The organism is Thermodesulfobacteriota bacterium, assembly GCA_034189135.1.
GTDB lineage: Bacteria > Desulfobacterota > Desulfobacteria > Desulfobacterales > JAUWMJ01 > JAUWMJ01.
Genome location: JAXHVO010000051.1, coordinates 44,419 through 67,657, shown reverse-complemented (window position 1 = coordinate 67,657; position 23,239 = coordinate 44,419). Strand labels below are relative to the sequence as shown.

16 protein-coding genes are annotated in these 23,239 nt (G+C 45.0%); 12 read left to right on the top strand and 4 right to left on the bottom strand.

Translation table 11 applies throughout. The annotated features are described in order from the left end of the window. Positions 1-138: 138 nt before the first annotated feature. A complete protein-coding gene (locus tag SWH54_07400) occupies positions 139-2,166 on the bottom strand; it encodes a LuxR C-terminal-related transcriptional regulator (GenBank protein ID MDY6791076.1) in 2,028 nt (675 codons plus the stop codon). 645 nt (positions 2,167-2,811) lie between these two features. Here SWH54_07400 and lgt point away from each other — a divergent pair. Further along, complete coding sequence (gene lgt / locus SWH54_07395) at positions 2,812-3,657, top strand: prolipoprotein diacylglyceryl transferase (protein ID MDY6791075.1); 846 nt, start codon at positions 2,812-2,814, stop codon at positions 3,655-3,657. 271 nt (positions 3,658-3,928) lie between these two features. Here lgt and SWH54_07390 read toward each other — a convergent pair whose 3' ends face one another. Next, on the bottom strand, positions 3,929-5,482 hold the full coding sequence (locus SWH54_07390) for a chemotaxis protein CheW (GenBank protein ID MDY6791074.1): 1,554 nt from the start codon (positions 5,480-5,482) through the stop codon (positions 3,929-3,931). A 36-nt stretch (positions 5,483-5,518) separates the two neighbouring features. Next, positions 5,519-6,280, bottom strand: a complete 762-nt coding sequence (locus tag SWH54_07385; GenBank protein ID MDY6791073.1) for an NAD-dependent protein deacylase — start codon at positions 6,278-6,280, stop codon at positions 5,519-5,521. Positions 6,281-6,672: 392 nt separating this feature from the next. Here SWH54_07385 and SWH54_07380 point away from each other — a divergent pair, with 392 nt between their 5' ends. From SWH54_07380 to SWH54_07350, 7 genes are all read left to right on the top strand, one after another. Next, the gene (locus SWH54_07380; protein ID MDY6791072.1) at positions 6,673-8,025 is read left to right on the top strand and encodes a zinc-ribbon domain-containing protein; all 1,353 of its coding nucleotides are present in this window, start codon (positions 6,673-6,675) and stop codon (positions 8,023-8,025) included. 123 nt (positions 8,026-8,148) lie between these two features. Further along, positions 8,149-8,526 carry an FMN-binding protein gene (locus SWH54_07375; protein ID MDY6791071.1) on the top strand — a complete coding sequence of 126 codons (378 nt, stop codon included), beginning with the start codon at positions 8,149-8,151 and terminating at the stop codon, positions 8,524-8,526. Positions 8,527-8,552: 26 nt separating this feature from the next. Then, positions 8,553-10,163: a fumarate hydratase gene (locus SWH54_07370; protein MDY6791070.1), complete on the top strand. Its 1,611-nt coding sequence runs from the start codon at positions 8,553-8,555 to the stop codon at positions 10,161-10,163. A gap of 289 nt (positions 10,164-10,452) precedes the next feature. Next, positions 10,453-13,962, top strand: a complete 3,510-nt coding sequence (nifJ, locus tag SWH54_07365) for a pyruvate:ferredoxin (flavodoxin) oxidoreductase (GenBank protein MDY6791069.1) — start codon at positions 10,453-10,455, stop codon at positions 13,960-13,962. Between the two features lie 349 nt (positions 13,963-14,311). Beyond that, positions 14,312-14,911: a flavodoxin family protein gene (locus SWH54_07360; protein MDY6791068.1), complete on the top strand. Its 600-nt coding sequence runs from the start codon at positions 14,312-14,314 to the stop codon at positions 14,909-14,911. Between the two features lie 166 nt (positions 14,912-15,077). Then, positions 15,078-15,680 (top strand): poly-gamma-glutamate hydrolase family protein, encoded by a 603-nt coding sequence (locus SWH54_07355; GenBank protein MDY6791067.1) that lies wholly within the window; start codon positions 15,078-15,080, stop codon positions 15,678-15,680. A 77-nt stretch (positions 15,681-15,757) separates the two neighbouring features. Then, positions 15,758-16,483 (top strand): class I SAM-dependent methyltransferase, encoded by a 726-nt coding sequence (locus SWH54_07350; GenBank protein MDY6791066.1) that lies wholly within the window; start codon positions 15,758-15,760, stop codon positions 16,481-16,483. Between the two features lie 24 nt (positions 16,484-16,507). Here SWH54_07350 and SWH54_07345 read toward each other — a convergent pair whose 3' ends face one another. Then, complete coding sequence (locus SWH54_07345; GenBank protein ID MDY6791065.1) at positions 16,508-17,068, bottom strand: methyltransferase domain-containing protein; 561 nt, start codon at positions 17,066-17,068, stop codon at positions 16,508-16,510. Positions 17,069-17,224: 156 nt separating this feature from the next. Between SWH54_07345 and SWH54_07340 the strand changes: the two genes are divergently transcribed. From SWH54_07340 to SWH54_07325, 4 genes are all read left to right on the top strand, one after another. Beyond that, positions 17,225-17,830 (top strand): TetR/AcrR family transcriptional regulator, encoded by a 606-nt coding sequence (locus SWH54_07340; GenBank protein ID MDY6791064.1) that lies wholly within the window; start codon positions 17,225-17,227, stop codon positions 17,828-17,830. 31 nt (positions 17,831-17,861) lie between these two features. After that, the gene (locus SWH54_07335; GenBank protein MDY6791063.1) at positions 17,862-18,551 is read left to right on the top strand and encodes a DUF1722 domain-containing protein; all 690 of its coding nucleotides are present in this window, start codon (positions 17,862-17,864) and stop codon (positions 18,549-18,551) included. Positions 18,552-18,671: 120 nt separating this feature from the next. Next, entirely contained in the window at positions 18,672-19,163 is a 492-nt protein-coding gene (locus tag SWH54_07330) for a PaaI family thioesterase (protein ID MDY6791062.1), read from the top strand. A 1,367-nt stretch (positions 19,164-20,530) separates the two neighbouring features. Then, positions 20,531-23,137, top strand: a complete 2,607-nt coding sequence (locus SWH54_07325) for a cache domain-containing protein (protein ID MDY6791061.1) — start codon at positions 20,531-20,533, stop codon at positions 23,135-23,137. The last annotated feature ends 102 nt before the right edge of the window (positions 23,138-23,239 follow it).

The following is a 23,239-nucleotide window of genomic DNA, read 5'->3' as shown; positions in this document are numbered from 1 at the left end:
ACCTTTAACGAGTTGCCAATGCAAGTAAATTATGCATTTTCTGGAAAATCTTCGTTTTACTTCTATGCGATTTTACATCGTAAATTCAAACAGTTTTCAATTGTCGTTCAGACACTAAATAGTAAACCATCAATCTAACTATAATAGATCCAACTCTTTTGCTTTAACGATAGCTTCAGTGCGGCTATGAACGTTTAGTTTGCTATTGATGTTCCTGAGGTGGGTTTTAACGGTGCTCAATGAGATGAAAAGTTCTTCTGTGATTTTATTGTTGGATAGTCCGGCAGCAATGAGTCTCAGTACCTCCAGTTCACGCTCACTCAGCCGTTCAACCAGACCATCATCTGTTTTAATTAGTTTGTTTAGCCTAAATGCTGATAGCAGCTTTTTCACATACGCACGTGGAACGTCAACCTTTGTATCAAGCACTTTTTCTAGCAATTCAGCTATGAGGGGGCCCTCATCTAAAAAGATGCGGATATAACCTCCGGGTTCGCCTATTGATAGCGCTTTCCCAAGGGTGACCGAGGCTTCAGTTATTTTCCTTTGTGCCCGCAGGGCCAAAGCTTTAACCAGCAGTGTTTCGATCTGATTTAGACTTCTACCGCCCTTTTCCCACTCTTTGCTCAGACGTTCCAACAATCCGATAGCATCATTCAGTCGGCCCTGGGCGATGAGAATTCGTGCAAACATAATGTGCTCAGTTTCGCGCATGGGCGTCAGATCGTCATCCAATTTTAATTCGCGTTCTTCCGCCCATTTTAAAACTCTGTCTATGTTGCCATTCATTAGCCATATCCGAGCTTTCCAGGCTTCAATCGGGTGAGTAACCCAAGAAGGAACCTCAGATTCCTGCTCTAATCGCGCTATTTTCTTGATTGATTCTTCGACGCCGGGGAGATCATTTTTGGCAGTCAAAATTTTCAGCAGGCCGTAATAGGCCCAACCAAGGCTACCGACATATTGTCCATGTTCCAACAGTATAAGACCTTTTCTTACATAATGTAAGGCTTCATCTAGTTCGTTCAATTCGTAGAGAACTTCTCCCCAAATACCGAATAACGCGCCTTCTATTGTCGTATGTGACAATTTCTCTTCGTTTACGACTTTCAATAAATGCTTACAAAGTTTAATTGCTCGCGGTAGTTGGCCACTATATTTCAGTCGAACCACCAACCAAAAATTGGCTATCAGATACAAATTAATATTGTCTGCGGCTTTGCTTGCGGCTACCGCTTCTGAGAGCGCTTCAATGGCTGATATGCTGTCTCCTTGAAGCGAGTTCGCAATGCCTAATGAAATCGCAACACCCGCGCGCCATGCTGAATCTTCCTTGTGAAGGAGTTTAAGCGCCTGTTCCGAGAACTTAACGATACTTTTTACGTCCCCCCGGTCAGTTGCCATATGCGCACGAATCGCAGCTATTCTACCTTGCAGCTCTCTGTTCTTTAAAGAATATAGGCTCGTTGATTCACCTTTTGGCTTTATTGGTTTATCCATATTAGTAGTATGAATGATCTTTTCAGCCGTCTGCAAGCTCCGTTCAGCGGCTGCTTGTTTACCACTTACTGCTAGTACCCAAGCGTACGCGATACAAAGATTTGGCCTCGAAATCACATATGCATCCGGCAGAGCATCTATCCACCGAAACAGCCTGGCCGGTTCACCACGCTGCCATATGGCTTCGGTAAGTTCTTCAATTAAACGTGCTGCTCGTTTGAAATCCTTAGCCATTAACGCATGCTCTATGGCCTCCTCTCCAAACGCATTCTGATCGTACCATTCACTTGCCCGCTTGTGTAGTTCATGCATACGATCACCATGTGTCCGGTGCAATCGCTGCCGAAGCAAATCGGCAAAAAGATGGTGATAGCGATACCATTGACGCTTATTATCCAATGGTATAATGAATAAATTTGCTCTTTCCAGGTCATCCAATATTTCCTGGCTGCCTTTTTGACTGGTAACGGAATCACAGAGTGGTCCTGATAAACGATTGAGAATAGCTGTTTGCAGTAAGAAATTCTGCACATGCTCCGGCTGAAGATTAATTATTTCCTCTGTTAAATAATCCACAATATGGCGGTCATCTCCTGCAAATGTTTCTATAAATTCCGGAATATTTTCACGACTCTGCAAGGAGGCTGAGCTTTCGGATTTATCCAAAGCCCGGCTTTTGTTTGACGTGCTTTGTTTTCCATTATTGCAAGATTTTTATCGGATGAATATCTCTTGATGTGCAAGGCAAGCCCATCTTTTAACAGGTTCTCATTAAGACTTTTTCCATTACAATTTACCCATGCAACGGTTCTGCCATATCGATCTTTCGTGACCGGTTTCACGTTCACGCTTTTATTAAAAACCATCCCGGACGTAAACTGTTTGGCACGTTTCCCGAACGCCTGCCGCTTTTCCGGGCCATGAATTTGCATCGACAGATGCGTAGATCGTTGTGAAATATAAAGTGCTGAGGATGGCTAAAGTTTTGGATATGAGCGTTTTCATTTTCAACCTGACGTTGAATAAGCCACAGGTTCCTTTTTTTGTAACCGCATGGCTTCCATGAAGTCAAAAAGCAAATTAATCAACTGAGAAGAGCATCAAAAGAACTGAGCAGTCCTATCGGATTGGCAGAATCAATTTACACGCATTATGATTTATGATTTTATCACACTGTCCGTAAATTTCAATTGAAAAGATTAAATGACTATATTACATTATCATGCGTTGGTTAATTCAACAATTGCCAGGAGGGATTGGAAACCCTGGTAAAACGGGACAGTTGGAAGGTCTTAAGGGGAAACGGAACCAATGATGGATGAATTTATAATCTGGTGGCAGCACCTCCCGGAAAACATTGATCCGGTGATATTTGGCATCGGGTCTTTCAAGCTGCAGTATTACGGTTTGATGTATGTGGTTGCTTTTGCCATTACCTTTTTTCTGGTTCTTTTCCGCATCAAACGGGAAGAGGACTTTGATATCACTTCCGACCAGGTGAAAGACCTCACCACCTTAATGATGGTGGGATTGATTATCGGCGCCCGTTTGGGATATGTCATTTTTTACAACTTTTCCTACTATATTAGACATCCGCTTGAAATTATTTTGCCTTTTGAATTTTCCAACGGAATGACCTTTACCGGCATATCCGGGATGTCCTACCATGGCGGTCTGATCGGAGTGGTCTTTTGTACGTGGCTATACACTCACCGGGCGGGCTTAAGCTTTTGGCAGATTGCGGATTTATATATTGCCGCTATTCCGCTGGGATATACTTTCGGCCGATTCGGGAATTTTATCAATGGTGAATTGTTCGGCAGAACGACCTCTTCATCCATCGGTATGTACTTTCCCCTTGCACCCGGGACCGGGCTTCGGCACCCTTCACAACTATACGAGGCTTTTCTCGAAGGAATCTTTCTGTTTGCGGTTTTGTGGAGTATCCGCAAGATAAAAAAACCGCCCGGCGCCATGCTGGCTTTCTATCTGATTGGCTATGGCGTTGTTCGATTTTTTATCGAGTATTTTCGCCAGCCGGATACTCACCTGGGATATATCTTCTGGTCGTTTTCCATGGGTCAGCTGCTGTGTGCCGCCATGATTGGCTGCGGCGCTCTCCTTTTCCTATATCTTCGCAAAAAAGATTCCCCATGAACATTGATGGCGTCACAGAAAGTACCATCTACTGCGTTACAGCGGTTTTTTAGACACTCGGCATACTACTTGTATTGCCTCGTCTCTAAAAAACCACTGTGCCTTGTATATGAAACTTTCTGTTTAGCCATCGGTTATACTTTTTTCGAAACCGTCTAAATTGAACTTACGAGTTAATCAATGAGTTATCAGAAAATGCTGAGAAGTTTTTGTTTTATTAACCGTTTGTTTCTGTGAGCATCCTGTCGCCAGTGGTAAATTCGGCTTTTTGCTAAACGGTCTGCTTTTTTTTGGTGATACGAATCAGATCGCCGGGGTAAATCAGATCCGGATCGTTGATTCGGCTCAGTTTTGCCAGTTCCGGATAGCGGAAAGGATCACCCAGATATTTTGCAGAAATATCCCACAACGTATCGCCCTTTACCACGATGTGTATAATTTCCATATTTCCCGCTGCCGCAGGCGCTGAATTGGTTTGATCTGTTTTTTCCGGCGGTGCTTGTTGGGTTTTGCGGGGGAATTGTTCATCCGTTTTCAATGGGGGTGAATCTTCATCAATCGTCTTTTGCTCGGGTGGCACCGCCGGTTCTGTTTTTGACGACTGCGGCCGCTCAACAGTCAGGGTAAAATCGTCCGTATCGATTCTCAGGATTTCCTTGTTTTTCGGTGGCGCGGTAAAATCCGCACTATCCTTTTCAACTGTCTCGAAAGTTTTTTCTGCCGTTTTCAGCGGTATCTGTTCCACCGCCTCAGGTTCCTCTGGTTTAACTGGTTCATCATTCTTATCTTCGGATACCTCAACGGTATCCGCAACTATCTCTGAAGTATCACCTGTTACCTCTTGTTGAGAAAAATCAGGGGGCTGGGTAAAAACATCCCGGCTGTGATTTTCCGCCGGTTTCACCGGCCCATAAGCCACCTTGAGATCCTTATCGTTTATCGGCCATAGCCATATCATGGATGCGAAAATAATACCCAGGATCACCATAGCGGCAACCACCAGCCGCAGGACTCTTTTGGGCGGTTGGGTGGCGTCTTGGCGGTCCGGGGGTAATCCGTATCCATTCGGGGTTTTTCTTTGAGCCGGTCGTGCTTTATAGGGTATTGGTTTTCGCACTGGCCTGCGATTCGGTTTTAATAAAGCCCTTTTATCCACCGCCCCAGCTTTTTGTGCTGAAACCTCTTCAGGGTGAGTGTCTGCAGGATTGCCGTCAGATTGAGAAGAGTCACCGCTGTCTGAATGCTGGGGGGGCTCTATGCCGTTATTCTCTTCAGGGGTTGTTTGAGAGTGGGGTTCTGATATAGGTACATCTTCATCAGACACAGGTTGATCAGAATCCGGCTCCGGTTTTAGCGTTTTGGTTAAGTTTTTCAGCGAATCGGCAACTTCCTTTGATTCTTCCAGGCGGAAAAGAAGTTCGAAATCGGTGCGTAAAATGATTTCGTCATGTTTGACTGCAAATTTGTCGAATGCGGTGATCCGGCCAAATGCAGGCAACGTGCTGAAATTTAAACCTGAAGCAGGAATAATATCCAGCACTTCATCCACCCGAAAGGCCTTCAAACCCGAATTCAGGCGTGATATAATCAGCTGGCCAGCCGATCGGTCGTCCGATTCCTTCAGGCCGAATTTACGTTTGAGGCTGATCACCACTGTAATTTTACCGCGATGGGAAAACACGCCTGATATAGAGGCAGGGGTAAGCGGCACGGATCTGATTTCCGGCATGGTAATAATCGCTTCCGCGTCCACTGCCGGAACAGCCAAGCAAAAAGGTCCTACCCGAAAAGTTAAAAAAGCGTTGTGGTGTTGCGTGTTGTCCATAATCTTTAATTTTAAGGTGACTCTAAATCATAACTATTATCGACCATTTTGCTGTATTGCATTAGTGATTTTTTGCAAAACTTCTGCCGCTTTTCCATTTATTCGTACGTCGCATATCCCATCACACGGAGTCTCAGACAGGTTGATCATGGCAACAAACGCCCCGTTGTTTTTAGCATAGACCGGCATATGTGCCGCAGGCTGAACCACCAGGGTCGAGCCCACCACCATAAAGAAATGGCTGTTTTTAGAACGTTTTATCGCCTGTTCGACTTTATCTACGGGCATGGCCTGTCCGAAAGATATGGTGTCCGGCTTCAGGTAACCGCCGCACTCGCATTCCGGCGCAAGATCTTGTTCATCCAGGCGCTTTTTGGCTTCATGGATGGAGGATATTTTGCTGCAACGCATACACCTTATCCTGCGGGTACTGCCGTGTAGTTCGATTATTTTATCGTGCGGAAGGCCTGCCTGCTGGTGCAACCCGTCAATATTTTGCGTGATCACCGCTTCAAGGAGTCCCATTTTATAAAGTCCGGCTACAGCCAAATGAGCGGGGTTGGGTTTTGCCTGTGCCAAATCGTCATAGAGTTGCGACCATCGACGCCAGTATTCAATCCGAGCTTCTTTGGATGACATGAACTCATCAAAATAGACCGGACGGAATTTTTCCCAGATTCCACCCTGACTGCGGTAATCCGGAATGCCGCTTTCAGTGGATATGCCGGCACCGGTGAAAATAACATTTTTATCGGTTTCCCGCATTTTTTGTGCAATAATGGTGATCTCTTTATTCATTTCTTGGTTTCCTTTCCCTGCCTTGTAATTCTTTAGTATTTCACTCGAGCCCTTGAATCCTTGGCCCCTTGAGCCCTCTGGAACCACACCGACTCATTTGAAGATGATTCACCTGCCTTGTCTGAATTAACTACAACTAATCGGGAGATGACCTTTATTTATAATGTTAAATTTCTTAAAGAACAAACGCAAATTTAATCCGGTTGCCTTTGAAGGCGGCTTACCGCAGATAGAAAAAACCGACAAAAATCGAAATTTCGCCTATAAAAACATTGATATAGTTCATAAAATCATGTAATAATATAGGTGTTTGAAAAATTGTAGCTAAAAGTCCGGATTTTGATGGTCTCGTAAGGTCTGATTTCCTATCCCACCGCTGAAGGGGGTCGAACATGAACATTCAGTGCCCGAACTGTAAAACCGAATACAGGGTCGATGATGCCAGAATTCCGGCTAAGGGTGTTTATTCCAGATGTAAAAAATGCCAGACCAAATTTTTTGTACAAAAAGAAACCCCTCCAGCAAGCAAGCAACAAAGCAAGTGGATAGAATGCCCGGAATGTGGTCTCAGCCAGTCTCCCGCTCAGATTTGCAAACATTGCGGGGCTGCTATTCCAGTAAGCACCGGTTCAGCAACAGAACAAAAGAAAGACAAAGCCGAAATAAAACCACCTGCCCAAAAAGAGGATATCTCCGCCGAAAAGAAAGAAAAATTGCCACCGGAAAGCGATATTTCAGACCAGGAAAAAATGGTGGACCACTATGTTGAGCAGGGAGATCAGGAAAATGCCGCAAAAGTTTTGCTGGAAATGATCACCGCATCCTCTAAGGAAAACGATTTTACACGGGCGGAAAAACTCAGAGAAAAGCTGTATGAAGTTGCCCCCATGGCGTTAAATGAAATTGTCCGTTCAGGCGAAATCATTGAAGAAGAAAAAAGCAAGGCCATGGATGAAAACTTTATTCAAACATATGCCAAACTTTTTGAAACCCTTACCAAGGACGAAGCCAATGCCCTCTATTTTGCCATGAAAAGGAAAGCAATTAAAGCGGGTCAGCCTGTTTTTGAACAGGGTCAGATCGATTCAAACATCTATTTTATCAAAAGTGGCCGACTTCAAATGGTATACTACGATCGCTTCGGACTGCAGGAAGCGGTTTTGAAAGAGTTAACACCCGGTAACCTGGCAAATGACGGAGCGTTTTTCTCCTTTACCGTATGTACCACTTCTCTGGTCGCCATCACGGATGCGGAAGTGTTTTTTCTGGAAAAAAATATTCTCACCGAGTGGGAGAAAAATCAACCCGGTATTGAAAATAAACTGAGAGTTTTTTCCAACTCGTTTGAAAGCGTGGGCGAGTTGATACAAAAATCAGGGCTGCAGTTAAGGGGGCATAAGCGGGTTAAGTTCTCCAGCAATGCCCTGGTTCAGCCTTTAGACCAATTGGGAAAACCGCTAAGGAGACCCTATAAGGTATCCCTGTTTGATATTTCGGCAGGTGGTATCAGTTATGGGTTTAAGATTAATAAAAAAGAAGATGCCAGCCAGTTGTTAGACTCCTGGATAAACATTCAAACTATTTACCAAAACCAGTCAGGCAAGCACAAAATCAACTGCAACGGTAAGATCGTGGCCGTTCACCTTCAGCCTTTTGATGAAAGCAGTGTGCATGTGCAATTTGAAGAGCTTCTGAATGAACAGATTATCGTCGATATTGGGCGTGAAGCCCTTCCCGCCGGATAAAGATGTCCCTTCAGAGAAGTGACTAGCGACCACCAACCAACCCAATGCTCTGACCCCTGAATTTTTCACCGCTGGAGACTCTCGGATATCATTCAGGTAATCATGGTCAGATTGGAGGTATTCATGCAAAATCTTTTTAAATCCTGCTCCCTGATTATTATCGCCGTTGGTATGATTCTAAGTTCCGCCAGCTGCCAGATCGCGCCGTTGACGGGCGCACCGGTTGACCCTCAAGGATTAAAAAACGGTGTTTATGAAGGGGAATACCGCAAAGGATTCAATAAGGTCGTGGTAAAGGTTACCATTGCAGAAGGCCGGATAACCGATGTGGCGCTGGTAAAGCATACCGCCTCATGGATAGGCAGAAAGACGGACAAGATTATTCCCCAAAGAATCTTAGCCCAACAGTCCACCAAGGTTGATGCGATCTCCGGAGCGACCAACAGTAGCAGAGTGATTATGAACGCCGTACAGAAGGCAATTGAAAAGGCTTACCAATAAGACAGTTACAAATAGGAGAGGTTTAGATGATGGATTTTACCTACCAGGAAATGTTTCCCCTTGGAGAAGACACCACCGAATATCGTCGGTTAACTCAAAAACATGTTTCAGTAAAATCATTTGAAGGCAGTAAAATTTTAAAAATAGCTCCCGAAGGACTTGAGTTTCTTGCTGAACAGGCTTTCCAGGATGTGGCCCACTTACTGAGGCCGTCTCATTTAAAATTGGTGGAAAATATTTTACATGACCCGGAAAGCAGCGATAACGACAGGTATGTGGCACTTGAAATGCTGAAAAATGCCGTTATTTCAGCAGAAGGTGAGTTTCCCATGTGCCAGGACACCGGCACCGCCGTTGTGATAGGGAAAAAAGGGCAGCAGGTGTGGACCGACGTTGCGGACGAAGAAGCAATTTCACGGGGGATTTTTAAGGCGTATACAAAAAATAATCTGCGGTATTCTCAAAACGCCCCGCTGACGATGTATGATGAAAAAAATACCGCATGCAATCTTCCGGCTCAGATCGAGCTATATGCCACCCAGGGCGATGATTATAAATTCCTTTTTATTGCCAAAGGAGGAGGATCGGCCAACAAGACTTACCTATACCAGGAAACCAAGGCCACCCTTACCCCGGAAAACCTGGTGAATTTCATGAAAGAAAAAATGAAATCCCTTGGGACGGCGGCCTGTCCGCCCTATCACCTGGCTTTTGTGGTGGGTGGGACTTCGGCGGAAGCAAATTTAAAAACCGTAAAACTGGCCAGTGCCGGTTATCTGGACAAACTTCCCACCAAAGGCAGTGAATCCGGGCATGCATTCAGGGACACGGGCCTGGAAGATGAAATTTTAAAAATTTCTCAACAGCTCGGAATCGGCGCACAGTTCGGCGGAAAATACTTTTGCCTGGATACTCGGGTGGTACGCCTGCCCAGGCACGGTGCTTCCTGCCCCATCGGGATTGGTGTCAGCTGCAGCGCGGACCGGAATATAAAAGCCAAAATAACCAAAGATGGCATTTACCTGGAAAAACTTGAAACCAACCCGGTACAATATCTGCCTGAGCCTGAGGCAGCAAGCGATGATGATGCGGTTAAAGTAGATTTAAGCCAACCCATGGATGAAATCCGGGCCATCCTTAGCAAATATCCGGTGGCCACACCCCTTTTGCTGTCAGGAAAAATCGTGGTGGCACGGGATATCGCCCATGCCAAACTAAAGGAGCGCCTGGACAGGGGGGAAGGCCTGCCTCAATATATCAAAGATCACATTATCTATTATGCCGGCCCGGCAAAAACGCCCCCGGGATATCCTTCCGGTTCATTCGGCCCGACCACCGCAGGACGCATGGATCCATATGTACCGATTTTCCAGGAGCAAGGTGGATCCATGGTGATGCTGGCCAAAGGAAACCGGTCAAAGGTGGTCACCGAATCATGTCAAAAATACGGCGGATTCTACCTTGGCTCTATTGGGGGACCTGCAGCGAGACTGGGAAAAGAATGCATCAAAAATGTTGAAACCATTGAATATCCTGAACTGGGCATGGAAGCCATATTCATGATAACGGTTAAAAATTTTCCCGCATTTATCCTAGTGGATGACAAGGGGAATGATTTTTTTGAAAATCTCCTTTGATAACGCTTTTTTCCTTTACAAATCATATCTGTTGAAATAATAAAATTCCTTTGGTTCTACAAATCTTATTTATGGCGTGTTGAACAGCCATGATCAAGTTTTTATAGTGGTTGTCAAAAAAACGTTCCGTTATCAAAACGTTTTTTTCTACAACCACTTATACCGCAATTCCATATTTCGGAACATATTTATGACAAGCGGTACAAATTCAGGTCATTGGCATGCGCAGGCAAATCTTTTTTTAACATAATGAAATAGCAGATAAATCTATATAATAAGGAGCAGTACCATGGCAATAAAAATGAAAACAATCGATGGCAATACAGCGGCGGCTTATGTGGGGTATGCAATGAGTGACGCTGCCGCCATTTACCCGATTACGCCTTCTTCCGGCATGGGAGAGATGTGCGATGAGTGGGCGGCCGATGGCCTCAAAAACATCTTCGGCCAAACCATGACGGTACGCCAGCTTCAGTCCGAAGCGGGAGCCGCAGCAGCCGTGCACGGCAGTCTGGCTGCGGGAGCCTTAACCACTACATTTACCGCGTCCCAGGGTCTTCTGTTGATGATTCCGAACATGTACAAAATATCAGGAGAAATCCTCCCCGGTGTTTTTCATGTCACTGCCAGGTCCGTGGCAGGACATGCACTTTCTATTTTCGGCGATCACCAGGATGTCATGGCGGTTCGCCAGACAGGTTTTGCGCAAATCGCATCCGCTTCGGTTCAGGAGATTATGGATCTGGGACTGGTTGCACATCTTTCGGCCATTGAGGCCAGCGTTCCTTTCATCCACTTTTTTGATGGATTTCGTTCGTCCCATGAAATTCAAAAAGTGGAAATGATCGAATATGATGACATGGCAAAACTGGTAAACCAGGATGCGGTTAAAGCATTCCGCGCCAGGGGGGTCAGCCCGGAAAGACCGGAACTTAGGGGCACCGCTCAGAATCCCGATATCTACTTTCAGGGAATAGAAGCGGCAAATCCTTATTTTTTAAAGGTTCCGGGGATCGTTGAAGCAGCCATGAAAAAGGTCAGTGATTTGACCGGTCGCCCCTACAACCTGTTTGATTATGTGGGAGCCCCCGATGCAACAAATATAATCATTTCAATGGCTTCGTCTTGCGAAACCATCGAAGAGGTGGTCAATTATATGACCGGTCAGGGTGAGAAGGTCGGGCTGGTAAAGGTACGCTTGTACCGTCCTTTTTCTACTGAGCATCTGTTTAAAGCCCTTCCTTCCACGGTAAAACGTATTGCGGTCCTTGACCGAACAAAAGAAAGGGGAGCACCGGGAGATCCGCTGTATCTGGATGTGTGTACGGCTTATTTCGAACGCAACGAAGTGCCATTGATCGTTAACGGACGTTACGGTCTAAGCTCCAAGGAGTTCAACCCGGGCATGGTTAAGGCGGTTTTTGACAATTTGGCTTCGGATAAACCCAAAAACCATTTTACCGTAGGGATCAATGACGACGTCACCCACACATCTTTAAAAGTAGAACCGGGATTTGACGTTGCCCCTGAAGGGACGGTTCAGTGTAAATTCTGGGGTCTTGGCGCGGACGGAACCGTCGGGGCCAACAAGAGTGCGATTAAGATTATCGGCGACCATACCGATATGTATGCCCAGGGGTATTTTGCATACGATTCCAAGAAATCGGGGGGGGTAACCATTTCCCACCTTAGATTCGGCAAAACCCCGATTCAGTCCACCTACCTTATCGATGCCGCAGACTATATTGCCTGCCATAAATCGAGCTATGTGCATACTTACGATGTTCTCGAAGGAATCAAAGAAGGGGGAACCTTTGTACTCAATTCGCATTGGACGGCGGAAGACATGGAAAAAGAACTCCCCGCCCACATGCGCAGTACCCTGGTTAAAAAGAAAATAAAGTTTTATAATATAGATGCGGTTAAAATTGCATCCGAGATTGGTTTGGGCGGCAGAATCAACATGATCATGCAAACCGCCTTTTTCAAACTGGCCAATGTCATTCCTGTAGAAGATGCCATTGCTTATCTCAAAGACCAGATTAAAAAGATGTTCGGTAAAAAGGGAGATAAGATCGTTAACATGAATTTTGCCGCAGTAGACAATTCTCTCGATAATCTTGTGGAAATAAAGTGCCCCGAATCCTGGCTTAATGGCGCGGAACAGCAGTTGGGTGCCAAGGATGAGCCTGAATTCGTCACTAATGTCATGCGCCCCATACTGGCCCAGCAGGGAGATAAGCTTCCGGTGAGTGCCTTCAAGCCCGATGGGATCTTTCCTGTGGCCACCTCGCAATATGAGAAACGGGGTGTGGCCATTTTGGTCCCGGAGTGGGATATCGATAACTGCATTCAATGCAACCAGTGTTCCATGGTCTGCCCTCATGCAGCCATCCGTCCGGTTCTGTTAACCGATAAGGAACTGTCCGATGCGCCACAGGGGTTTGAGGCCAAAAAAGCGATTGGTAAAGAACTGAAGGGTTATCACTTCCGCATACAAGTAAATACGTTAGACTGTCTGGGCTGTGGCAATTGCGCGGACATCTGTCCGGCCAAAAAGCCCGCTCTGGTAATGAAACCCCTTGAAACACAGACTGAGGTTCAGGTTCCCAACCATGAATATGCGGTTAAACTTCCTGTTCGCGACGATCTGGTTAAGAGAACTTCGGTTAAAGGTAGCCAGTTCTACCAGCCGTTGCTTGAGTTCTCCGGTGCCTGTGCAGGATGCGGAGAAACACCTTATGCCAAACTTATTACCCAGCTTTTTGGCGAGCGGATGGTAATCGGAAATGCCACCGGATGTTCTTCCATATGGGGCGGATCAGCCCCGGCAATTCCATATTGTGTCAATAAGGACGGTTTTGGACCCACCTGGGGAAACTCCCTGTTCGAGGATCCGGCGGAATTTACCTATGGTATGTTTTTAGGGGCTTCCCATCAACGCACCAAACTGGCCGATATGATGCAGGAAGCCCTTAAGTCCGACGTCTCCCAGGATGTAAAGGATGCCATGTCCGGGTGGCTGGAAAATATGAATGATCCGGATGGATCAAGAAAATATGGAGACCAGCTAAAAGCTTTACTTCCCGGATACAAGGATCATTCCCTCTTAAGTGAAATTAACGAAATGTCAAAGCTGTTCACCAAAAAATCATACTGGATTTTTGCGGGTGACGGCAGCGCCTATGATATTTCTTTTGGCGGCATTGACCATGTCATGGCTTCCGGAGAAGATATTAATATGCTTATATTGGACACCGAGGTCTATTCCAATACCGGCGGCCAGTCTTCCAAAGCGACCCCAACCGGTTCGGTGGCAAAGTTTGCCGCTTCGGGTAAGAAGACAGCCAAAAAGGATATGGGGAGCATGATGATGAGTTACGGCTATGTATATGTGGCCAGCGTGGCAATGGGCGCCAATAAAAACCAGCTGATGAAAGCGCTGATCGAAGCCGAAGGTTATGACGGGCCGTCCTTGATCATGGCCTATGCACCTTGTATCAACCACGGTATTAAAAAAGGAATGGGCAAAAGCCAGCTCGAAGAAAAACTGGCAGTTGAATCGGGTTACTGGCCCCTGTATCGTTATAATCCGGTATTAAAAGCGCAGGGAAAGAACCCATTTATTTTCGACAGCAAAAAACCGGATGGGACTCTCCAGGAATTCTTGAGTGGTGAGGTAAGGTATGCCTCCCTGGAAAAAACCTTTCCGCAAGAATCGGAAAAGCTTCGTGCCCGGATCCAAGAAGAGCTTATGGAACGGTATGAGGCGTTTAAAGCACGGGCAGAAGCAGAATAGGCGACTGGGCTCCGCTTTTTGAGTCATTTTTCCCGGCAACAGGAAACAGACAATGCTATCTATCCCATTTCTATGGGGATAGATAGCTGTTGGCCATTCGGCCAATTAAAGAACCTATACTATTTCACCTTCTTCCCTGAAAAATTGCGCCAATTTTTTTCTGCGGATTCATCTTCAGTCTCTTCACCGTTAAAAACCACCATGGCATATCCGTCTTGAAGCAAAGATTATCAAATTGTTTTGCTTTGACTTTACCAGAAAAATAATTGTATTTTCTATCATAAACATAATTTTGTATCACAACATATAATCTTTGTTCCTGCGGAACGATCATATGGAGTTTTGTGTTATGACTGATATCGTCGCTATATATGGAAGTCCACGCAGAAATGGCAATACAGCTACCCTTTTAAAAAAAGCCGTTTCAGGTGCTCATGATGCGGGAGCAACGGTTAAGGAATTTGTATTACGGGACCTAAAAATTTCACCCTGCTTGGAAATATATGGTTGCAAACAACAAGGAAAATGCGTCATCCAGGACGATTTTCAACTAGTAATCGAGCAGATTTTGGCGGCACCGGGATTGATCATTGCCAGTCCGATATTCTTCTATGCAGTCAGCGCACATACCAAAGCATTCATGGACCGCTGCCAGTCTTTGTGGGTGAAGCAGCATTGGATTGATAAAATCCCACCTTCGTCCCGAAATTTTTCACGAAGGGGCATTTTTATTTCAGTTGGAGCGACTCAGGGGAAAAAATTGTTTGACGGTGCCATTTTAAGTATGCGCTATTTTATGGACACGCTTGATATGAAGCTGGAAAAATCGCTCTGTTATCGTGGTCTCGACCTCGAGGGTGATATCCTGAATCATCAAAATTATCTGGATGAAGCCTACCATACGGGGCGTCACTTCGCTGAAAAATTGTTAAAAGGCACCAAACTGTAATGGTTTGAAAAATTACAATTTCGCGGACAAGATACTTCAATAATTATGGATTCACGGTAAAATCATAACCATTTTTTCCATAGAGCAGCCTTCCGCCTCGCTCCAGTTTGTCCGTTGCATCTGTCGATGTGCTATAAAAACGAATAGAATACTTTTTGTGACCGTAATGGACAAATATAAAAATTTCGCTGAATTGGAACAACATGAGAGAGAAGATGAAGACTACACTATTTTATATCGTGAAGTTGATGCTAAAATTGCCATAATGGCGCCCCACGGCGGAGGCATCGAACCCGGAACGATAGACATTGCAGATGCGTTAGCCGGAAGCGATTTTACCTTTTATGCCTTTAAAGGTATTAAAAAAACGGGGAATAAACTATTACATATCACCAGCAACCGGTTTGATGAACCCATCGGACTGCAGATTTCGAAAAATGCATTCATTGTCGTTACAATTCACGGCGCCAGAAACAGGGGCGACATGGTTTTTGTCGGAGGTAAAAACCACAAGCTAAAACAAAGAATAATGTCTGCATTAAGGGCAGACGGATTTAACGCTGTGATCAGCGAAATAACGGGACTTCGGGGAATCAAACCGGAAAACATCTGCAACAGATGCAAGAGTGGAAAAGGTGTACAGCTGGAAATTTCAAGAGGGTTAAGGGAAGAAATGTTTGAAAATTTGCATCGCCGTTCATTACGAAAAAAATCGAGTATTTTTTTTGCTTTCGTTAATCCCATTAAAGAGGCCCTGCTTTCCTTTTAGGGCAAAAACATACGCTTGCATCTGCAATGGCTGGGAAAAATCCGTAACATTTTTCATTCAACCGAACAAAAATAACTATGAATTCATTGAGTTTTCTTCTGGTCGACGATGAAAAGGAGATGTTGAACATGTTAAACAAGGACAGGCAAACCGTCAAAAAGAATGGTTTGAATTACGTTATCGGAACGAACGGAAAGCCTCAGCGCTTCAAGCCCTGGCTTGGAGATTGTTTTTCGTTTCTTTATGACTACATTATGAGAAATTCGATATTTCCCCACAAGTTTGATGGCGATATGACCAAACATCACCAAATTCTTCTCCGGAAGCTAAAAGATGTTCACGGTAAACGTGTGATTGAACTGGCCACAGGGAGCGGCAGCTCCATTAATTTTCTAGACAAGGACAATCAGTACACTGGAACCGATATCAGTACGGGGTTGCTGAAGAAAGCGGTCGACCGCTTCAGCTCCGCCGGGTTTAAGGACGCCGAATTCTATGTGGCCAGTGCGGATGATTTGCCGTTCGATGATGGAGTGTTTGATCTGTGTCTTTGCATCCTGTCACTGAATTTTTTTGATCATACTGAAAGGGTAATACAAGAGGCGCACAGAGTGCTAACTGCAGGTTCCATCTTCCTTTGCTCCGTACCGGTGCCGGAAAGGAGTAAGCCCGAAAGTACAATTAGAGGAAAACTTTACCGGGAAGATGAACTTGCAAGCATACTTCAGAAGAATGGATTCGGGTTTGAAATTGTTCCCGGCCGGAACGGTGCCCTGCTCTATTTCAGCGGCGTCAAACAATAGCCGTCCATATTCAACACAGGCTTTTCAAACCGGTCTGCACACCAAATATCTTTTCTCCTGCTCGACAATTTTCCATATTCGAGTTTGGTTGATTTTGTCTTTTGTTTTTTCCCTGGGTTGGTGGCCGTCTTCGATGATCAGCCTGCCGTCTGATTTTAAAATTCGGTGCAGTTCAACCAGAAATCGGTTCGGATGCTTAACCATGTGAAACATGTCCATGGCGTAAATCAGATCTGCCACATGGTTGGGTATTTCACATCGGTAGTCCTGCACCAATGCGGTTTCCACATTGATGAGATTCTCTTTCTTGATTATTTTGTCCACCGCTTTAACCGCCAGTTCATGGACATCCACCGCATAGAGTTTGCCGTGACGGCCCAATCTTTTAGCGACACCCAAGATATAATTTCCCGGTCCACAGCCATAATCGACCACCGTCATCCCCTCTTGAATCCCCATGCGGTCGATCGCTTTTTCATAGGAAAAAAACACTTTCATTAATTTGAACATCAAAGACATCAGGTGAAAAGCAACGTTCGGCATGCGGTCTATTCTATTTCCCAGTAAAACATCACCTATACTCATGGCTATCTCCTTTCTTGCATCAATCAATGTTATATCCAAAATATGAACTTTGGTTCATGTTGTCAACAAAAAAATGAACTAAAGTTCATTTTTTCTTGTGCGGTCGGTGACTGTTATGATATGTTTAAAGTAATATAATCGGAGTATATTGATATTATGGGAAATATTCGTACACCACAGCAAAAAAGGAGTGAAGCCACCCGCCAACGCATCATTGCTGCCGCAGAAAATCTCTTTTCACAAAAAGGATACTACCATACCAATTCCAAGGAAATCGCCAAAGCCGCCGGTGTTTCCATCGGCAGTTTTTACAGCTATTTTACCGACAAAAAAGCGTTGTTCATCGAAAACCTGACCCAATACAGCCTCAAAATATTTTCCAAAGTCCTGGCCCCCCACCAGGGCCAATTGTTTGCAGGAAAAGACAAACAGGCTGTGGTCAATCAGCTGATTTTCCGGGCCATTGAAGCCCACGAATACTCACCGGAATTCCATCGCCAGACGTCGGCCATGCGCTATATGGATGCGGATGTGGCCAAAGTGAGACAAAAAGAAGAACAGATGATTTTGCACTATGTGATCCAAAGTCTTCGCTCATATGACGGCAACTTGAGGGTGACCGATGTGGAAGCTGCCGCCGTTATCGTGGTGAGTGCGGTTGAATCTGTGGTACATATGATAAAGATCGACAAACCGGAAATCGAAGAACATCGACTCATCACCCAATTATCGGAAATGATTACCCGGTATTTGTTTGACTAGCATTTGCCGGCAATTCACCATAAGGGATTCAATGCGAATTTGGGATATAAATCCAGGATATTTAAACCGGCAAAGCCTGCTGGGTGAACATCGTGAGCTTCACGGCGTGGTATCAATTATCACCAAAGGGAAAAAGGGTTACTCCAGGCATCCCGAAACGATCCGCTGGATCGGTCATGGCTGGGCCCTCAGGCAGCGCCACAGACAATTGACGTGTGAAATGGCATTGAGGGGTTTCACTGATAAATCTTCCGTCACCACCCGCTCCAACAATGGCATCTGGCCGGCAACCTACCTGGATCAACCGGACCGACAATTTCAACTGCTCAAAAAAAAATACGCCAACAAAGAACCGGGCCGCATACCACTTCCGAAGAATGAGCAGCAACTCTGGAGCCATCACAAGTATTCAGTCCTTGCCCGTGATCCGAGTCAGTACAAAAAAATCGGCCGCCAGGTCTCTCATACCAGGAGGAACTTCTCCGGGTTGGCTGTACTTCTGACTGAGTTATTAAGAACACCCCCGAAAGAGGGTGGAATCCGCAATGCGGTTCAACATATGTGGGGCCATGTATCGGGCGATCCATCCCCCCACAACCCCGCTGTAAATTCCTGGTCATTGCGCAGGTTGCTGCAGGAAACACAAACAAGGGCAATCACAACCAATGAACCGTATCTAACAAGTTCAACAGCGTTGAGCGAGCTCATGGCCTGGCTGTAATCAGCCGCATGAACCCGGCGGAAAAATTGCGGTTTAACCTTAAATTATGCATCATTCGTTCGGTTAAAGAGATGGCCACCATGGATTTCAGCGTTCTGTAACGAGCAAACAAGGAGTGATATGGAAAGAAAAAGAACAATATACTGGGATGATCCCCAACTGAATAAGAAAGAGGCCGTTGCTTCGATGTCTGGATTGGATTATCTTAAATCCATAAAGGATGGCAAGATTAGTCCACCACCGGTTGCGAATCTCATCGGTTACCATATTTTCCAGGTAGATCATGGCTATACCGTGTTTGAGCTTCATCCCGCAGAGTACCATTATAATCCTTTTGCCACGGTTCATGGCGGAATACTTTCAACATTGCTTGATACTGCAATGACTTCTTCAGTCCTCTCAACCCTTCCCAAAGGAATGACTTGCACCACGATTGAGATTAAAGTCAATTTCATCCGGCCTGTAACTACCGATACTAAAGTTTTGCGTTGTGAGGCAAAGCCGATACATATAGGAAAAAGATTGGCAACAGCTGAGGGCCAACTGAAAAATAAGCATGGTGAATTATACGCGCACGGAGTCAGCACGTGTGCAATTTTTAAAGTGGGTTAATTGATCGGGGAGTTTCTTATCAATGGCCTTTTTTTATGAACCGGTTTTATGCAAAATCTTTCACAGTTCTAGGTAATTGACCCCACAAAGTCAGCGTCATCGTTATGTATGTGTACGGACGGCTTTACCTTAAAATAGATATAACTAATTGTTATTAAAGATTTTGTTACATTTTTGGTTACACAATTACCTTTTTGGCATCACTTATGCATTTATATATTTTATTTACTGAATCTCCTGCAGAGAGTGACGGATTTTCAAAATTGAATTCGCACGCTGCCTAACCCGCCTTCGCTCTATGGAGCCACCGCGTAAGCCACCTTGCCTTTCATCCCTATGGCAAGTTTAGGGCAATCAGGCGAAGGCGAAAAAAAGTGACATCCGATGCGAGTATTTCACCACCACAGCCTTTTGCCCAGTATTTATCATACACCGAGAAATATATCTCAGGCACCGCAACGCACATACCCATACAAACAGGATCCACCGGTCTTTTTTAAAAAAAATCAACCCTTTCAGTGCTCATATTTTCGCCCAAGCCTTGCGCATATGCACACCCTTACCTATAATATTTCAAATACAGTTAAACTTCTAAAAGCAAAATCTGTGGGTAGAGTGATTGATATTTATGCCTGAATATTCGGTTGCTTCACACCCCTTATATTTCATCACCTTCATCTATTCCCTTTGTTGCCATGCCCATCACCCCAATGGGTGAACTCCACATTTCAAGCCATGCTGTCCTGTGCCTGCCTCTGCTACAATAAATTGTTTGCCATGGATCATCTTGCTGATTTTCTTATTCGCATAAATAAGATACTCAAGTTTCGCACCCCGGTTTGGCGGAAAGTAATGCCCTGACGGCACGTCACATATAAAATCAGCTGTGAATCGAAACGGTTATATTTTTTTCTGTAAGGTGATATGTGGGTCATCTATTACCTCTTTTCGCAGTGTTCGGATATTTGGGATAGACCGTCCCTTTATATTGTTTAGCAACGGATGGACTTTATCCCAAATATCCGGACACGCTGCAACCGATTCAGTTCATATCCCCTGGAAGAAAATAATATAACTGTCTCGATTCATACCCTTAACACCAATCGGCGCTTTAACAGGACTTGCTGAACCTCTTGCTTTGATGAAGTTTTTGCGATAAGATACAGTTAATAAGATGGACTTTAGAAGATGTGAACATTGGGGCAAGCAGGATTAAGCCGATTTAAAAGCTTGACCGGTTTCAATCACACCAGAGACTTCAACCATAAAAACCTGATATCGATAGCAGCATACATTAAGCATACTTTCAAAAGCTAAAACAGGATTTGGCTTACCCCCCCCAAAAAAAATACGGTGAAATACGCTAAATGAATATCCACTCCCTCCAGTTTAGAAGCCTTGCCATACTCTTGGCTGTCTTCGGGATGTCTCTGCTGTTCAATAAGCTATATCTGATGCCCTTGATGCAGGAACATGAAATCCTCGACGCGGGGCATAGTCAGCAAGTGCTGGCCGTTGAATTCGCTACCAACATAAAGTCTTCAATTAAAAAAGCCAGATTGGAACTGGAGGCACTTTCCAAAATCCCCTCGATTGTCTCAATGGAGAAAGCCAGATTGGATTCTGCGCTTGGTGAAATGAACGCGGTGTCCCAATTTTACAACTACTACTTCGTGCTGGACACCACCGGGAAATGGGTGTCTTATCCCAAGCGCCCATGGATGGTGGGCGATGAAATTCCTTCTCACAACATGGACTGGGTGAATAAAACCCTTGAAATCAATCGTACCGTTTTTATAGACATCGTCCAGTCGAAGGTCGGCACCCTGGTCAGCGGATTTTCCACCCCGATACATAATACCGGCGGCGACACGATCGGAATACTGCGAGGTGTATTCGTCCTGTCCCAAATGAACACATTGGGCGATATAGTCACCACCCGAGCTATTGGCAAGAATGGATACATGTACCTTGTGTCCAACCATGGTTGGTTGCTTGGCCACCCGAAAATAAAGCTCGATTTCGAGCATTTTACTGCTTACAATTATGCCAAATACCCTCCGGTTGTTCGCCTCATGTACGGTGAATCTGGCATGATAGACTACGAATATGAGGGAAAAACCTGGATTGCGGCCTATCAACCGATAAAACCCGTCGGGTGGGGGGTGGTGGTTCAACAGCCAAAAGACGACGTGGTGGCTAAAGCAAAAGAGAAGGTCAGTCTTATCAATCGGTTCTACCTCACGGCTTTCCTGGCGGCTCTGATTTTGATAGTCTTAACGCTTAGATACTCGCTCCGCCCCTTATCCAGGCTTGTACACAATATCCGGTCTAAAAATGCACCGATGGATTGGAATTACTCAAAAAACGAGATCGGTATTCTCTCCCAGGAGTTCAATAAACTGTATTCCAATCTGTACAAATCCAGAAAAAATATTAAAGAAAGCGAGGAAAAATACAGACTGCTGACAGAGCTATTGCCCATGGCCATGTTCGAACTGGATAACGAGGGAAATGTCGTATTTGCCAACAAGGCTGCCTTAGAATCAACCGGTTTTAATCAAAAAGATATTGATGCCGGCTTAAATATGCTGCAAGTGATCGCTCCGCAGGACCATGATAAAGCATTAACTTTGTCTAAACAGATTTTGCAGGGGATGTATGCCGATGGTGCTGAATATCTGATCCAGCGAAAGGACGGCCGTACTTATCACGGCTTTATTAACGCAAGGCCAACCAAAGATGGTATCACACCCGGTTTAATCGGATACATCTTTGACCTGACCAAGCTTAAAGAGGCGGAAAAAGCGTTGCGGGAAAGTGAAGAAAAGCTGGCAAGATCAAAAAAGATGGAGTCTTTAGGACTTTTAGCCGGGGGTGTTGCCCACGACTTAAACAACGTGCTGTCCGGGATTGTCAGCTATCCGGAATTGATTTTAATGGATCTACCAGAAGACAGCAAGCTCAGAAAGCCCATTGAAACCATACAGAATTCCGGGCACAGTGCGGTTGCCATTGTCCAGGACTTGTTAACCGTGGCAAGAGGCGTGGCCATCACAAAAGAACCCCTGGATATCAATGATCTGGTCGGTGAGTACTTGCATTCTCCCGAGTTTAAGAAGCTCAAGCAATTTTATCCCACCGCCACGGTCAAGACCCGCCTGGATACAAACCTATTTAACATCAGTGGTTCACCTATTCATCTCAAAAAGGTGCTGATGAACCTGGTGTCAAATGCACTGGAAGCCATCGAAGGAGACGGCCACGTGACCATATCAACCATGAACCTTTATATAGACCGGCCTCTGAAGGGATATGATGATGTATACATCGGTGAATATGCCATTCTGTCTGTTTCGGACAATGGTCCTGGAATATCGTCAGATGACCTTGAGAGAATATTTGAGCCTTTCTATACCAAGAAGGTCATGGGAAGAAGCGGTACCGGTTTGGGTCTGGCGGTTATCTGGAATGTGGTGCAGGATCATAAAGGCTATATAGATGTAGCCACGGACGAAAACGGCACCGCATTTGAGCTGTACTTTCCCATAACCAGAGATAAAATATCGGATAAGGCTTTATCCATACCCATCAAAGACTACCAGGGAAATGGTGAAACCATCCTGGTGGTTGATGATGTGGAAAGCCAGCAAGAAATATCCTGTAACATGCTGGATACATTGGGTTATGAAACCAAAGCCGTTTCCAGTGGTGAAGAAGCGGTTGAATATTTGAAAAAAAATTCGGTGGATTTAATCCTGCTTGATATGATTATGGATCCGGGCCTAAACGGCCGTCAGACATACGAAAAGATTATACAGATTCACCCCGGTCAAAAGGCGGTTATCGTCAGTGGATTTGCGGAAACAGATGAGGTAAAGGCAGCCCAAAAATTAGGCGCAGGTCGATATATAAAAAAACCGATTACTCTGGAAAGAATAGGTCTGGCAGTTAAGCAAGAATTGGAGAAATAGCCATGTCCATTTTCTCTTTATGCTGCGAGACTTTTGAAAAATGGTAATTTTAGAAGTCTACGCTTATCTGTTTGAGTTTAAGGAAGGCGAAAATGCCTGGCC